Here is a 13,997-nt window from a genome sequence, read left to right as displayed (position 1 = left end):
TTTCTCCACGACTCCATCAACCCGACATCTTCATGACCCGTCCTGTAATCATTTCCTGCGCCCTCACGGGCGGTGGCGATACGACCCGCGTCAGCCCGCATGTGCCGGTCACGCCGGAGCAGATTGCCACAGAAGCCTTGGCCGCTCGCGACGCCGGCGCAGCCATCGTGCACATCCACGTGCGTGATCCGCAAACTGGTAAGCCGAGCCGTGACCCTGCCCTGTATCGCGAAGTGGTGCGCCGCATCCGCGACGCCGGAAGCGACGTGCTGATCAATCTCACCACAGGCGCCGGTGGCCGCTACGTGCCGGATGCGGTTGATCCGAACCGCAACTCCATCCCGGGCATGGCGACGCCCGAAGAGCGGATCGCCCACGTTCTGGAACTGCGGCCTGACATCTGCAGCCTTGACGTCGGTACCCTGAATTTCGGCAGCTACGCGTTCCTGAATCTTCCGCAGGAAGTCGAACGCATGGCGATAGCCATCCGCGAGGCCGGCGTGAAGCCGGAACTGGAAGTCTTCGACCTCGGACACGCCGCCTTCGCGCGACACCTCTGCGAGCGCGGCCTGTTCGCCGATCCGCCCTGGCTGCAGTTCTGCCTGGGCATTTCATGGGGCGCGCCGGCCAGCACCGAGTCCATGCAGGCGATGAAGCAGCTCGTCTCTGCCGGCGGCCTCTGGAGCGCTTTCGGGATCTCACGCCATCAATTCGCGATGGTGGCCCAGGCCGTACTGCTCGGCGGACACGTGCGGGTCGGGCTGGAGGACAACCTGTACATCGGCCGTGGACAGCTCTCGCCCGGCAACGCACCGCTCGTGCAGCGTGCCGCGCGAATCGTGCGCGAGCTCGATGGCGAGGTCGCCACGCCTGCCCAGGCGCGCGAGCTGCTTCGCATCGGCTGAGCCGCAGCAAGGAGCCGCGATGCCCCGCCTTCACATGCCGTCCGAAACGGAACTGACAAGAGAGCAAGTCGAGGTCTGCGCGGAGGTGACCTCCGGGCCACGCGGTAAGGTGCCGGCTCCGATGATCGCCTGGCTGCGCAACCCGGAGCTGGCCCGCCGCGGCCAAAAGCTCGGGGAGTTGCTGCGCTTCGACACCACGCTCGCGCCGCGTCTCGTCGAACTCGCGATCCTCATGTGCGGCCGACATTGGACTTCGCACGTGGAATGGAGCGCACACAAGGCGCATGCACTGAAGGCTGGCGTGGATCCAGCGGCGATCGCCGCAATCGCTGCGCGGCGCGAGCCAATCCTGCCGGATGAGCGCTCGCGTGCCGTCTACGACATCGCATCGACCCTGCTCGCGAACGGGCGCGTGCCGGCCCCACTCTACGCACGCGGCGTGACCCAGTTGGGCGAACGCGGCATGGTCGAACTCGTCGCCGTCCTCGGCTACTACTGCTTCGTCTCCTTGACGCTCAACACCTTCGAACTCGGACTGCCGGACGCCGCCGCGCCGGAGCTCGAGGATCCCGAATTTCCCGGCACCAGCCGATGAGGACACACCCATGAATTTCAGCCTGACGCCCGAGCAGGAGCAGATCCGCGATGCGATCGAGAAGGTCTGCACGCCCTTCGACGCGGAGTACTGGCTGCGCAAGGACCGCGAAGGCGGCTTTCCCGTCGACTTCCACCGTGCGCTGGCCGCGTCGGGCTGGCTCGGGATCGCCATGCCCGAGGAATTCGGTGGCGCGGGCCTCGGAATCAGCGAGGCCGCACTCATGATGCACACCATCTCGGCCACGGGCGCTGGCCTGTCCGGCGCCTCCGCCGTGCACATGAATATCTTTGGCCTGCACCCTGTGGTGGTCTTCGGCACCACTGAACAGAAACAGCGCTGGCTGCCGCGACTGATCCAGGGCCAGGACCGCGCCTGCTTCGCTGTGACGGAGCCGAACACCGGCTTGAACACGCTGAAGCTCAAGACGCGTGCAGTGCGTGATGGCCAACACTACGTCGTGAACGGCCAGAAGGTCTGGATCAGCACTGCGCAAGTCGCCAACAAGATCCTGCTGCTTGCGCGCACCACGCCGGTCGAGGAATGCAAGGGAACCGAGGGTCTCAGCCTGTTCTACACGGACCTCGACCCGAACACGATCGAGGTGCGAGAGATCGAGAAGCTCGGCCGCAAGTGCGTAGACTCCAACCAGGTGTTTATCGACGGCCTGCGCATACCAGTGGAGGACCGAATCGGTGAAGAGGGCAAGGGCTTCAGCTACATCCTTCACGGGCTCAATCCCGAGCGCATCCTGATCGCTTCCGAAGCCGTTGGTTTGGGGCGCGCCGCCCTGAAACGAGCGGCCAACTATGCGAACGAGCGCGAGGTTTTCGATCGGCCCATCGGCAAGAACCAGTCGATCCAGCACCCACTCGCGAGATCGTGGATGGAGCTGGAAGCGGCGCACCTGATGGTGCAGAAGGCCTCGTGGCTCTACGACCAGGGCCTGCCCTGCGGCGCGGAGGCCAACAGTGCGAAGTTCCTGGCCGCCGAAGCGTGCTACAGCGCATGCGAGAACGCCATCTTGACCCATGGCGGGATGGGATACGCCAAGGAGTACCACGTGGAGCGCTACCTGCGGGAATCCTGGATTCCGCGCCTTGCGCCTGTGAGTCCGCAGCTGATCCTGTGCTTCATCGCTGAAAAGGTACTCGGGCTGCCGAAGTCCTATTGAGCGCCTCCTTCATCGCAATGTGAGGGTTCACGCCCATCAGGAATTCAGCTCAAAGCAGCCCAGTGGAACCGGCGAGCCCACATTCATGCGGAAGATGAAAGCTGTGTACGTGCTACCACGTGCTCTCGACCGCGTTCAAGAAACTCGCGCAGCCTTACTCTGCGAGCTAAAGGAACATGCTGCAGCGCGACACGGCGGCGAACGTGTACAAGCTCGTGCTGCTCTGCGTGAACTGCGTGTGCGTCGCCTGATCTGGCGACCCCCAGTCCTCGCTCCCTATCATCGCCGCAAGGCCTCCTCAAAATGAAGTCCTACCGACACCCCATTCCCCAGCAACGCATCTACCAGGGCGCCGACTGCTTCGACACGCTCGCGTCCGAGTTGGAGCGTGCGGGCAGCAAGCGTGCGGTGATCATCTGCGGCACTACCCTGGCAAAGCCCGGCTCGCCGCTCGAGCTGGTGAAGCAGGCGATGGGCAGCCATCTTGCAGGCGTGTATTCGGGCGCCCGGCCCGACACCCCGCTGCCGGATGTGGAGCAGGCGGTGCGCGAACTCGAGCGGCTGCAGGCCGACGCGATCGTGGCCGTGGGCGGCGGCTCCGCGATCACCACAGCGCGCGCCGTCAACATCCTGCATGGGGAAAAAGGCCATGCGCGCGAGCTGTGCACGAGGCGCGAATCTTCTGGGCAACTCACGAGCCCGAAGCTGCTTGCGCCCAAGCTGCCGGTCATCGCGATCCCCACCACCCCGACAACCGCCACGGTGAAGGCGGGCAGTGCCATCCTGGACACAGACGAAGGCAAACGCCTGGCTCTGTACGACCCGAAGGCGCGCGCGCGGGCCGTTTACATTCATCCTGCGTTCTTGCTGTGCACGCCGCGGCAACTCGTCGTGAGCGCCGCGCTCAACACCTTCGCACTTGCCCTGGAAGGCCTCATGTCCCACCGCGGCGATCCTCTGGCAGACGCGATGCTGATACATGCGACCCGCCTGCTGACACGGCAGCTGCCGCAGGCCTCGAACGCCGATGACTTGGATGTTCGTGCCGACCTGATGGCCGCCTCGATCCTCTGCGGCCAGGGCTCCGACTACACCGGTGCGGGCATGGCGATCCCGGTTGGCCATGCGATCAGTGCACGATTCCACATCGATATGGGGATTTCCGATTCCATCATGATGCCTCACGTCGTGCGCTTCAACGCCGAAGCCGCGCGGGCGGGCATTGAGAAGATCGCGACAGCTCTCGACGTCCGGGCTGTTGCCGGCGAGTCGCCTTCGACCGCTGTCGTTCTCGCGCTCGAGAACCTGTTCGCGTCCCTCGACGTGCCGCGCCGCCTGCGCGATGTCGGAGTTTCCCGCGATTCACTGGGCGAACTGGCAGCCATCGCGTTCGACGACTGGTTCCTCCAGAGTAATCCCCGGCGCGTCAAGGACGTCGCGGAGTTGCAGCAGGTGCTCGAAGGGGCGTGGTGAGCAGCAGCCCGCGACCGTGGTGGGGCAGTCCTCGCGCGGTAGCTTCCCGCAAGAAGGTGATGGACCTCGTCCACCACCAACATACTTGGCGCGATCCGACGCAGCAGGTCACGCGCCAGGCGCTCCAGGGTCGACAGGTCGGCACTGGTATTGTGCGGCGCACCGAGTTTGAACAACAGCGCACTATAGAAGCGGTGCTGCTCAGGAGTCGCCGGCATCTGCATCGCCACGATCTGCCGACGTTCGACCCCTCGTCATCGTCAAACGACGTGGGGTGCTCGCGCTGAAACTTGCGCACGACGAGCGTCTTGCCGATGTTCGATTCGCCGTGGATGATCAACCAGCGTGTGCACCGCGCGGCGCGACCTGCCGCGGCGACGCGGCCCAGCGCTGCAACAGCGGCAACGAAAATGCAGCCGTCTTGCCCGAACCGGTTTGCGCCAGGCCCAGCACGTCCTGCCCACGCAGCACGGCAGGGATGGCGGCCGACTGGACCGGGGTGGGCATGAAATACCTGGCGTCGGTGGCGGCGCGCACGAGGGCCGGCAAGAGGCCGAGCGTTGTAAATGGCATGAGGGCGATGATGACAGTGAAGAAGCAAGGCACCGAAGGCAGCAGCAGCAGCCTGGTGTATTCGACCGAAACCGGCCGCGTCTGCCCCGATTGTGGCCAACCGGTGGCGGCCTGCGTCTGCAAGCAGCCCCGCAAGGCGGTGCCGGCCGGTGACGGCATTGTCCGCATATCGCTCGACACCAAGGGCCGCAAGGGCAAGGGCGTGACAGTGATCAAGGGCGTAGCGCTCGACGCGGCCGCGCTCGCGCAGCTCGGCAAGCAGCTCAAGACGACCTGCGGCTCGGGTGGCACCACCAAGGACGGCCTGATCGAAATCCAGGGCGACCACCGCGACACGGTAATCGCCGCGCTGCAGAAGCGGGGCATGACGGTCAAGCGCGCGGGCGGTTAGCATCGATGGTGCCCGACGACCTCGACAAGCTGGTCTCGATGCCCATGCCCTTCGGCAAGCACAAGGGCACGGTGATTGCCGACCTGCCCGGCAACTACCTCGCCTGGTTTGCGCGCGAAGGCCTTCCCAGGGGCGAGATCGGCAGGCTGCTGCAGCTCATGCACGAGATCGACCATAACGGGCTGGAGGGGCTGCTGGTGCCGCTGCGACGGCGGTAGCGCGCCGTAGCAGAACCAACCCCCAACGATGAATTGGACATCGGTCGCGGCGCTCGCGCGGTGCACCACCGCGTAATAGCCGAGCGATGGTCGAGAGTTCACGCGCCGCGACTTTCCTGCGTCACCCTGCCGCCGCGGCGAGCCGACGCATAGCTGCAGTGAGCGTTTGCCGTTTCTTCCAGTAATCGGCCCATGGGTCTTCTCTCTGGAAACTGAGATATTCCCGAGCAATAGCAATGGTCCACTGCGCGCCACTTTTTAGTTCGCGCAACTGCTCCCAGCGGATAGGCATCGATACGCCGAGACCGGGTCGAGACCGGGCCGAGAACGCGGTAGCTGTGGTGGCGCCATGGCCATTGCGCAGGTAGTCAACGAACAGCTTTCCAACGCGGTTCCTGGGTCCGCTCTTGGCCACAAAGCGGGAGGGAATGGTCTTCGCGAGGTGCTGAGCGACCGCCTGCGAGAAGTTCTTGACGGCCTCGTAGTCCAGCCGCGGCGTCAACGGGACAACCACATGCAGCCCTTTGCCGCCGGACGTCTTCAGCCAGCAGTCCAGCCCGAGCTCTTCCAGCAGCGCTCTCACAAGAATCGCCGCTTCCTGCACGTGCTGCCAAGGCGTGCCTTCGCCAGGGTCGAGGTCGAACACCATGCGGTCGGGCTTGTCGATGCTCTTTGCTCGGGAGTTCCAGGTGTGAAACTCGATCACGTTCATTTGGGCGCACGCCACCAGCGCCGGCGCAGTCGCCACCTCCAGCAATTCAGCGTGCCCCGGCCAAAGATGTGCGGGCAGGTTGCGCACGTGCGGGATAGACAGCTTGTCGTCATGCTTCTGGAAGAACAGCTCACCCGTGATGCCCGTAGGTCCGCGCACCAGCGACACCGGGCGGCCCCGCAGATGCGGAAGCATCCATTCAGCCACACTCTCGTAGTAGCGCACCAGATCCACCTTTCGCAAACCGGTGGAAGGGTCAATCACCCGCTCGGGATTTGTGACCTTGACGCCGATGCCCTGGGTCACCTTCTTGCCGGGAGCGGCAGCGCCCATCGGTTTGGCGGTCTCGCGCACGATGAGGGCAGCGGGCTTGTCGGTGCGCTCGCCGCGGAACACGGGGTGCCTGATGCGCCCGTCCGGCGTCCATTCGGAGAACGCCACCTCGACCACCATCGTCGGCTTGACCCAGCGCTGCGTCCCAGCTGCGCGTTTGGACCATCGACCGGGTTTGGCATCCTCTGCGGTGACCGTCGGACGGCTCACCCGCAGGGTAGACAGCTTCTCCTTGAGCTCACGTCCGGTCGCCGAGTCCCACCCGGTTCCCACCGAACCGGCGTAGCGCAACTGCGTGCCTTCGTGGTAGCCCAGCAGCAGGCCGCCAACCTCGCTGGCGCCGGAGCGGTCAGTGAAACCGACCACCACGAACTCTTGCCTGTGCGAGCACTTCAGCTTCAACCAGCTTTCCGTACGGCCCGAGGTATAGGGCGCATCGGCACGCTTGGCCATGACTCCTTCCATGCCCATGCGGCACGCCGCATCGAGCAGTTGCCCTGCCGAGACGTCGAAAGACTGGCTGAGCCGGACGATGCCTGCCTCGCGTGAGTCGAATAGCTCCCGGAGCGCCGCGCGCCTGCTGGCCAGCGGCACCTCGCGCAGGTCCATGCCTGCGAGGAACGGCACGTCGAAAACGAACATCTGAATGTCGCCGGTGCGTGCATTGTCGATGGCGTTCTGCAGCCGATTGAAATCGGGCACGCCCGCATCGTTCAGCACCACGATTTCGCCATCGAGCCAGGCGCTGTCCAGGCCGAGGTCCGTGATGGCCTGCGCAAGGGGCAGGAGCTTGCCGGTCCAGTCGTGGCCGTTTCGGGTAAACAGACGAGCCTTGCCGGCATCGATGCGTGCCATCAGGCGGTAGCCGTCGAACTTGCCCTCCACGATCCAGTCACCAGGGGGGACGGACGACACCAGCGTAGCGAGTTGTGGGGGCAGCGTCGCAGGTAACGGAGCCCGTTTGGCTTGGCGCAAGTCGGGCGCGGCGGGGCGCGGTGGAGGGGGCGGCCGTACCGTGTGGATCGCGTTCCTCGACCAGACCTAAGGGCTGCGCCATGACGCTGTCCGGCAGGGCGGCGATGACGTCGTATTCCGTGCTGGGTCGAGCCCATGCGTCTGCGCGCTTCTTCAGGAACATCCACTGCTCCTGCTTCTTGTCGCCCGGCTTTGAGATTCGCACAAACTCCCAGAGCCCGGCAAGCTTTTGCCCGTGCAGCTTGAAGATGAGCTTGCGCTTGGCGAGCCCTTCCCGCGGGTTTCCAACCGGTTCCCAGATGCCCCGGTCCCAGACGATGACCGTGCCGCCGCCATACTCCCCTTTGGGAATGTCACCTTCGAAGGTGCCATGACGCCGTCCAGTTCCAGGCGGACGTCGTAGTGCAGCCGGGAAGCCCAATGCTTTTGAATGACGAAGACCAGTCCCTGGTCGCGTCCCGGTCCGCTTCCTCGCAGCGGGGTGCCAGCCGGTTCGGCGGTCTTGGTGAAATCGCGTTTGGCGTGGTAGCGGACGAGCGCCTGGGCTTCCTGATCTTGTTTGGGTGCGGATCTCCGGGCTTTGGCGGGCTTTGCCGCGCCGGTGCCCGTCGCCGTTCCAGCCATGCTGGCTGCCTGCACGGCGCGCCTTGACTTGGCAGGCCGGAGTTGCGCCCATACGGGAGCATGGTCGCTGGCGTTTTCTCGGCCGCGTTCTTCCCGGTCGACGCCGGCATCAACGACCTCCAGCGAACTGCTGAGGAGAACGTGGTCGATGCGCAAGCCCGCATTGCGCTCCCAGCGCTTCCTACGGTAGTCCCAGAAGGTAAAGAACTTGTCCTTCGGATGAGCGGTCTGGAGCGCATCAGTCCATCCTTGGGACAGGACACCTGCGAAGGCCTCACGCGGTTCAGGCTGCAGCAACGCGTTGTCGCGCCAAGTGTCCGGCTTGTAGATGTCGGCATCCGTCGGCACCACGTTCCAGTCGCCCAGCAGCACGACCGGCTGGCCCGAGGCCCAGAGCTCGGCGGCACGCCGGCGCATGCGCTCGAACCAGCGCAGCTTATAGTCGAACTTGGGCCCCGGCTGCGGATTGCCGTTCGGCAGGTACAGGCAGGCATAGAGCACCCCGTTGATGGCGGCCTCGACGTAGCGAGCCTCCCTGTCCTTCGGGTCGCCAGGCAACGCCCTGACGACCGGCAATGGCGCATGTCCGAGGGCAAGAAGTGCGACGCCGTTCCAGCTGCGTTGGCCCACGACCAAGCTTTCGTAGCCGAGACCCTTGAGCTGCTTGGAGGGAAAGTCGGCGGTGGGAGTCTTCAGCTCCTGCAGGGCCACGACGTCCGGCCGGGTGCGCTCGAGCCAGTCGCAGAGCAGGTCCAGCCGCTTCGCCACGTTGTTGATGTTCCATGTCGCAACGCGCATGGCGTCGTGCTCTCACAAGGCGGACTGCTGCATGGTCTTCACCGCGCTGGCCCGAATCCAAAGTAGGGCCTGCCCGGTGCAGCTTCCTTCGCAGGAGCGCCGCGGCTTGCTTTTCGAGGGCGATGTTCTCCCGCATCGCCCTTGTCGTCTGGACGGGCCGGCGCATCATCTTCTGTGCGAGGTCCGACTTCCAGGTCATCCACCCTGGCCTGCAAAGCAACCAGCCCTTGTGCCATCGCTGCCTTGTAGCTGGTCACGGGCGAGTCGGCCCTGTCGAGCTCACGCCAAGTGCGCCCGCTACGTTCGACCAGCACCCATGCGAACTGCCCGGGCGCTGGCTCTTCGACATAGATGGCGATGTGGCGCAGGCTTTGCATGGCCATAGGGTAGCGGGTGCGCGCTGGGTCGAGCGCGAAAGATGAGTCTTCCCTACGGGCGGCTGTTGCGTTCACCTACGCCCCTGGGGGTCCCAGGGCCACAAACTGCCGACCACCTATCGATTCATCAAGGCAGCGCATGGCAACAGGTAGCCGCACGCTCTGGAAGGGGGCCATCACCTTGCGCTCACTCAATGATCGGCAGCGGCTCCCGATCCTCGAACGCGGACTGCACGGCCTCGATGACTCGCAAGGCCAACGCCTTGTCATCCAGGAGCGGGTACTCCTTCGCGAGCTTGCCCGAAACGCGCCAACCGTTCTCCTTGATCGACCGGATCATGCGAACAGCATCCGGATCGGGCGCCTCCAGCACGCCCTTGATGCGCTGCTGAGCGAGCCGGAACCGCACCAGGACGCGGGCTTCCTCCGCCAACTCGTGTCGGATCGTGTGGGCGACGAGGTGGGCCGTGTAGATCACGTGCTCCGTGAGATCCGGGTAGCGCCAGGCATGCTTGGCGTCCTCGTAGGCGTCGAACACGAGGTTTGACCGCACCCCGTCTTCGTATGTGAGCATCTCTGCGAATCGGTGGGCCGTGTCGTACCGCCGCATGAAGGGGCGCGAGAACTCCTCCAGCACTCGGTCGTATCCGTGACCGAACTCACGCACGCTGGTGATGGTCGCCGACACGGGAAGGATCACGCCGGCCGGAATGGCCTTGTCGCGCTGCAGCGTGTCGCTGATGAGGAAGCGGTGAATGCGCCCGTTGCCGTCGCTCATCGGATGGAGGAAGACGAAGCCGAATGCAACGGCGGCCGCCCGCGCCAGCGCCTCCCGGCCGCGGGTCGCCTGCTCGAACGCCTTCAGACCGTCCAGCATCCCGTCCAGCGCCGAGAAGTGAGGGCCGATGTAGTGGACGATGTCGTCGCGAATCGTTGCCTGTCCGACGAAGACCGGCGATCGGCGCACACCGAGCCGAAGCGCCCTCTCGCCGAGGATGCCCTTCTGCAACAAGGTGAGGCTGTCGCTGCTGAGCGGCTCTTCGAGCCTGCCGCTGTGCTCGGCCATGACATGGGCAAACCTTTTGATGCGATCTGTCTGGTCCGCCTCGTGCTCGATCAGGAAGCTCGCTCGCGATTCCTTGAACGTGAGCCACGCCGCAGCGCGCATCAGGACGTCCTCGCCGAACTGGCGGTCCAACTCCGTGATCGCGCCGAAGGGGTCGAACTGCAGCGCCTGCCCGAGGGCCTGCGTGCGACGGATGAGGGGGCAGAACGCAGGGGTGCCCGGGAGGTTGTTATTGATCCGCCAGCGCCGTTCACGAACGGCCTCGGTGCGCGTCAAATAAGCGTCACCGGCCACTGCGTCGACGTAGGTCCCGCCGGTCAGGTCCGGGACGTCCAGCCGCTGCTCGGTCAGCCACTCGTAGAAGAAAGCCGCGCGACGCGCGTACTGCCCGAACGGCTCCGCTCGGCACCACTGTTCGAGCGGCCCCGGTCCGCAGGCCGCGAACAGCCGCGCGAAGAATTCGAGGTGGATCTCCTCGTACTTCAGGCCGAACTCGAAGTGCCCGGCGAAGGTGTCAGCGGGTCGGTAGACACCTGGGTACTGGTTCCGGATGCGCTCGGGCGACTCTCGGCTCAAACGGGTCGTGCCGATGACGGACTCCACCCGCAGGGGCTGGGCCAAAGCGATGCCGAACTGGGCCTCCAGAGCCTTGAACCCGATTTGCATGTTACAGAAATCCGCTTGTAATCCAAGAAAAACGATGACGATCGACCGCGGGAAGGAAAAACGGCGATCTGAAATCGTTACACAAACTCGATGACAAGGGAAGAAAAATGATGACGGTATGCCAAAACACTGAAAAAACGATGACGCTCGTTCCTCTCGGGGCCGCATCAGGATTTCGACGCCAGAATCGATCTTTCCCAGCTTGACAAGGCCAGTGGCGGGCGAGTCGGGCACCTTGCGCATCGGTTTCAGCGGCTCGGTCACGGTACGCCTGCCGCGGCTGGTGCAGGCCTTCAGCCGCCGGCATCCCGCCGTGCGGCTGGAACTGCGCGAAGGCACGAACATGGAACTGCTCGCACTGGTGGAGGCTCGCACGCTGGACCTGGGTTTCGTGCGCGTGCCGACGAGCCGCCCGCCTGACCTGCATTTCCAACCGATCGAGGAGGACTGCTTCTGCCTCGCGCTGCCGCCAGACCATCCGCTGGCGGACAAGCCTGAAGTGCCGCTGGCCGACCTCGAAGCCCAGCCCTTCATCGGGTATGCGCCATCGCCCGTCGGAGGACTGCACGCGGCCGTGAGCCAGGTGCTGCAACGCGCCGGCGTGGCACCGCGCTTGACGCAGGAAGCTGTGCAGGTGCAAACAGTGCTGGGCCTAGTGGCCAGCGGATTGGGGCTGGCACTGGTGCCTTCGGCGAACACGCCCTACCAGCGCTCCTCAGGTGCGGTGTTTCGCCCGATCGCCGATCTGCCGACGGACACGCATATCGGCATCGCGCTGGCCTATCACGCACGCAGCGAGAACCCGGCGCTGCGCCGCTTCCTCGAGTCCACGGCGGCATTGAGCGAAGCTATGTCCGACCTACTGCAGGCGATCAACGCCGCCGCGGCTGTGCCGCCTGCCGGCCGCACGGGAAGGAAATCCGCCGGCAAGAAAAGGCCCGAGCGGCCGGTCAGCACGTCCGCGAGCGATGAATATCACGGAATCGTTGGGCCTCAGACGCCATTGCGGGCCGCTCGCTCAGGGCGGGCGTTGTCACGAGGCCGGCAGGCAGAACATGCCACTGCCGGAGACCATGCCACGACCGGGCATCAGGGCGTGGCCACCGTCGTGGGTTTCAGGGCGGAGAGCGCACTGGCCGGTCAAGTCGGACGGTTGCTCGACAAGCCCGGCTGGCACGGCGTGCGAAGCGACATCCGAAATCTTCACTCCGCATCGCCCACCACGGCGCACCCATTTCCCGCTCAACCTCGAGGCACACTGGTACAGGGCCTGTTCCACGCAGCTAGCCATCTTCTCGTTCAACTGAACACCGGCCGCCATCGCACGCGAGTGATTGCGTTGAATGCGCTCGCCGATGCCTGTCCACAACTCGGATTCGGTACGACGCCCCGCTCGCCTGACGAGGCTCCTGCTTTCGGGAGCGAGCTGTTCGTAGGACTCGCTGTTCGCCACGACAAACGAGATCGGCGCAGCGTAGCGAAGATCGTGACGGGCATCCAGTACTCGATCCTGATGTCGATCCGGGCGCTGTCCTCCGAGGAGGACGTCACCGTCAATCAACTGGCCGACCATCTTCACCTGAGCGGCTCGTTCGTGACGATCGAGACGGGCAAGCTGCAGGCGCGTGGTTTGGTGTCGAAGAATCGACATCAGTTGGATGGTCGAAAGATCGTCGTGAATGTCACGAAAGAGGGAAAGAAGCTCCTGGCGACGTTGACCGACACGCAGCAGACCATCAACGACCTGTTGTTCGACAAGTTGTCGCCGGCAGATTTCAGGACTCTGAATGCCATCGCCGACCGCCTGGTCTCGAATGCCGACGTGGCCACGCTCGAGTTGTCGCACATGGTGTCGAAGCTCAGTGTTCAGCAGGCAACGCTTGCCCGCGCCACGGACGGGTGACCGTCGGCCACGAGCCCTGTCGGCCAACTGTTCCCGACCGTCCCGCCGTCACCGCGTCGGGATCCGGTCGCGCATCGGTCGGCGCGCGCGTCTCAAGCGCATCGACGCGCTCTCCATCTCGAGGTACACGCAGGACTGACGCGCAGGTGATGTTGTGGTCAAGAACGGCTACAAGGGCAATTGGGGCTGCCGACCCTGAACGCACTGGTGCATCGCATCGCGGTGCTGTCCAATGCGCATCGGATGCCGCAGGCGGGCGCCACCGGTTCGCAGGTATCAGGTGCGGCGGCGGCGCCCACCGCCTTGGGCCAGGGCTTTGCGAACCCTTGCGCCGATCCTCTCGGGCGCAAACTGCTCGCGCGCACGCGCCGCGCCTACGCCCAGCGCGGCGCGCTGCCCCGCAACCAACGGGCACTGACCCCGCAAACTTCGCGGGTCAATGTGTCACCGGGCGGCCGCACTTCGGAGAGAGTTCCGCACGAAAAGATGCTATGTAGGACTGGCCAAATCGGCTCAACGAGCTAAAACCGTATTTCCGATTCTCTATTGCGAAGGAGTATGGAAATGACGACGACCCGAACAGTCCTACCAGGCAAGGATACCGCCGGCGGCGGCGATCTGTACATGAGCTTCGAGCTCGGCGACAAGCATTGGCAGCTGAGCATCGGCGATAGCCGTCACCGCGTGAGCCGCTATACCGTAGGCGCCGGCGATACAGCTGCCGTGGCCGATTGCATCGTCAAGGCCGGGGCGCGGCTGCGCACCGGCGCCCAGGCGCAGGTGCACAGCTGCTACGAGGCTGGGCGTGACGGCTGGTGGCTGCATCGCTGGCTGAGCGAGTTAGGTGTCGACAACATCGTGGTCGATGCGGCAAGCATCGAGGTCAACCGACGCGCACGGCGAGCCAAGACCGATCGGCTCGATGCGGACAAGCTGTTGGCCATGCTCATTCGCCACCACGCGGGCGAGCACGTATGGTCGGTGCTGCGCGAACCAAGCAGTGAGGACGAGGACGCACGCCGTGTGCACCGTGAATTGCAACGGCTGACTCACGAGCGTATCGCGCATACGAACCGCATCGGTTCGCTGTTGGTGCTGCATTTTGTTCCCGGGAACAAAATGCAGTTTTTGTGGCCCAGTCCGTTATGTGCCCAATCGGCTCGGGAGCCGCTCTGGTGACCCGTAGCTCGTGGGTGAAGGCGGGCACATAACTC

At 64.8% G+C, this 13,997-nt stretch carries 11 protein-coding genes and 3 pseudogenes; 9 read left to right on the top strand and 5 right to left on the bottom strand.

The window, feature by feature from the left end; genetic code table 11:
• Positions 1-32: 32 nt before the first annotated feature.
• The 4 genes from GXN78_RS39105 (at position 33) to GXN78_RS39090 (ending at position 4,147) form a co-directional block, all read left to right on the top strand.
• On the top strand, positions 33-905 hold the full coding sequence (locus GXN78_RS39105; protein WP_106557946.1) for a 3-keto-5-aminohexanoate cleavage protein: 873 nt from the start codon (positions 33-35) through the stop codon (positions 903-905).
• A gap of 121 nt (positions 906-1,026) precedes the next feature.
• Positions 1,027-1,500 (top strand): carboxymuconolactone decarboxylase family protein, encoded by a 474-nt coding sequence (locus GXN78_RS39100; protein ID WP_219910078.1) that lies wholly within the window; start codon positions 1,027-1,029, stop codon positions 1,498-1,500.
• Positions 1,501-1,510: 10 nt separating this feature from the next.
• Complete coding sequence (locus GXN78_RS39095) at positions 1,511-2,674, top strand: acyl-CoA dehydrogenase family protein (RefSeq protein ID WP_106557944.1); 1,164 nt, start codon at positions 1,511-1,513, stop codon at positions 2,672-2,674.
• A gap of 381 nt (positions 2,675-3,055) precedes the next feature.
• Positions 3,056-4,147 carry an iron-containing alcohol dehydrogenase family protein gene (locus GXN78_RS39090; protein ID WP_239143084.1) on the top strand — a complete coding sequence of 364 codons (1,092 nt, stop codon included), beginning with the start codon at positions 3,056-3,058 and terminating at the stop codon, positions 4,145-4,147.
• An 86-nt stretch (positions 4,148-4,233) separates the two neighbouring features.
• Here GXN78_RS39090 and GXN78_RS42110 read toward each other — a convergent pair.
• Positions 4,234-4,365: pseudogene (locus GXN78_RS42110) on the bottom strand (TniB family NTP-binding protein); the annotation flags it as partial.
• Positions 4,366-4,534: 169 nt separating this feature from the next.
• Positions 4,535-4,720, bottom strand: a pseudogene (locus GXN78_RS42105) (DEAD/DEAH box helicase); the annotation flags it as partial.
• A 7-nt stretch (positions 4,721-4,727) separates the two neighbouring features.
• Between GXN78_RS42105 and GXN78_RS39070 the strand changes: the two are divergent.
• Together GXN78_RS39070 and GXN78_RS39065 are read left to right on the top strand one after the other, a co-directional pair.
• A complete protein-coding gene (locus GXN78_RS39070) occupies positions 4,728-5,111 on the top strand; it encodes a translation initiation factor Sui1 (RefSeq protein ID WP_106557942.1) in 384 nt (127 codons plus the stop codon).
• Between the two features lie 5 nt (positions 5,112-5,116).
• Entirely contained in the window at positions 5,117-5,329 is a 213-nt protein-coding gene (locus GXN78_RS39065) for a DUF3820 family protein (RefSeq protein ID WP_106557941.1), read from the top strand.
• Between the two features lie 121 nt (positions 5,330-5,450).
• Here GXN78_RS39065 and ligD read toward each other — a convergent pair.
• The 3 genes and pseudogenes from ligD to GXN78_RS39050 form a co-directional block, all read right to left on the bottom strand.
• Positions 5,451-8,771: pseudogene (gene ligD, locus GXN78_RS39060) on the bottom strand (DNA ligase D).
• A 38-nt stretch (positions 8,772-8,809) separates the two neighbouring features.
• Entirely contained in the window at positions 8,810-9,148 is a 339-nt protein-coding gene (locus tag GXN78_RS39055) for a hypothetical protein (protein WP_146163084.1), read from the bottom strand.
• A 187-nt stretch (positions 9,149-9,335) separates the two neighbouring features.
• Complete coding sequence (locus tag GXN78_RS39050) at positions 9,336-10,880, bottom strand: Fic family protein (protein WP_106557939.1); 1,545 nt, start codon at positions 10,878-10,880, stop codon at positions 9,336-9,338.
• Between the two features lie 214 nt (positions 10,881-11,094).
• Here GXN78_RS39050 and GXN78_RS39045 point away from each other — a divergent pair, with 214 nt between their 5' ends.
• The 3 genes from GXN78_RS39045 to GXN78_RS39035 all read left to right on the top strand — a co-directional run bounded on the left by GXN78_RS39045 (position 11,095) and on the right by GXN78_RS39035 (position 13,962).
• Positions 11,095-12,783 (top strand): LysR substrate-binding domain-containing protein, encoded by a 1,689-nt coding sequence (locus tag GXN78_RS39045; RefSeq protein ID WP_239143155.1) that lies wholly within the window; start codon positions 11,095-11,097, stop codon positions 12,781-12,783.
• Positions 12,784-12,963: 180 nt separating this feature from the next.
• Complete coding sequence (locus GXN78_RS39040) at positions 12,964-13,308, top strand: hypothetical protein (RefSeq protein WP_146163082.1); 345 nt, start codon at positions 12,964-12,966, stop codon at positions 13,306-13,308.
• Positions 13,309-13,347: 39 nt separating this feature from the next.
• Positions 13,348-13,962 (top strand): transposase, encoded by a 615-nt coding sequence (locus GXN78_RS39035; protein ID WP_164256334.1) that lies wholly within the window; start codon positions 13,348-13,350, stop codon positions 13,960-13,962.
• The last annotated feature ends 35 nt before the right edge of the window (positions 13,963-13,997 follow it).

The sequence above is a fragment of the Variovorax sp. WS11 genome, assembly GCF_010499245.1.
Lineage (GTDB): Bacteria > Pseudomonadota > Gammaproteobacteria > Burkholderiales > Burkholderiaceae_C > Variovorax.
The sequence above is the reverse complement of the archived record's forward strand: the minus strand, read 5'-3'. Positions and strand labels throughout refer to the sequence as shown.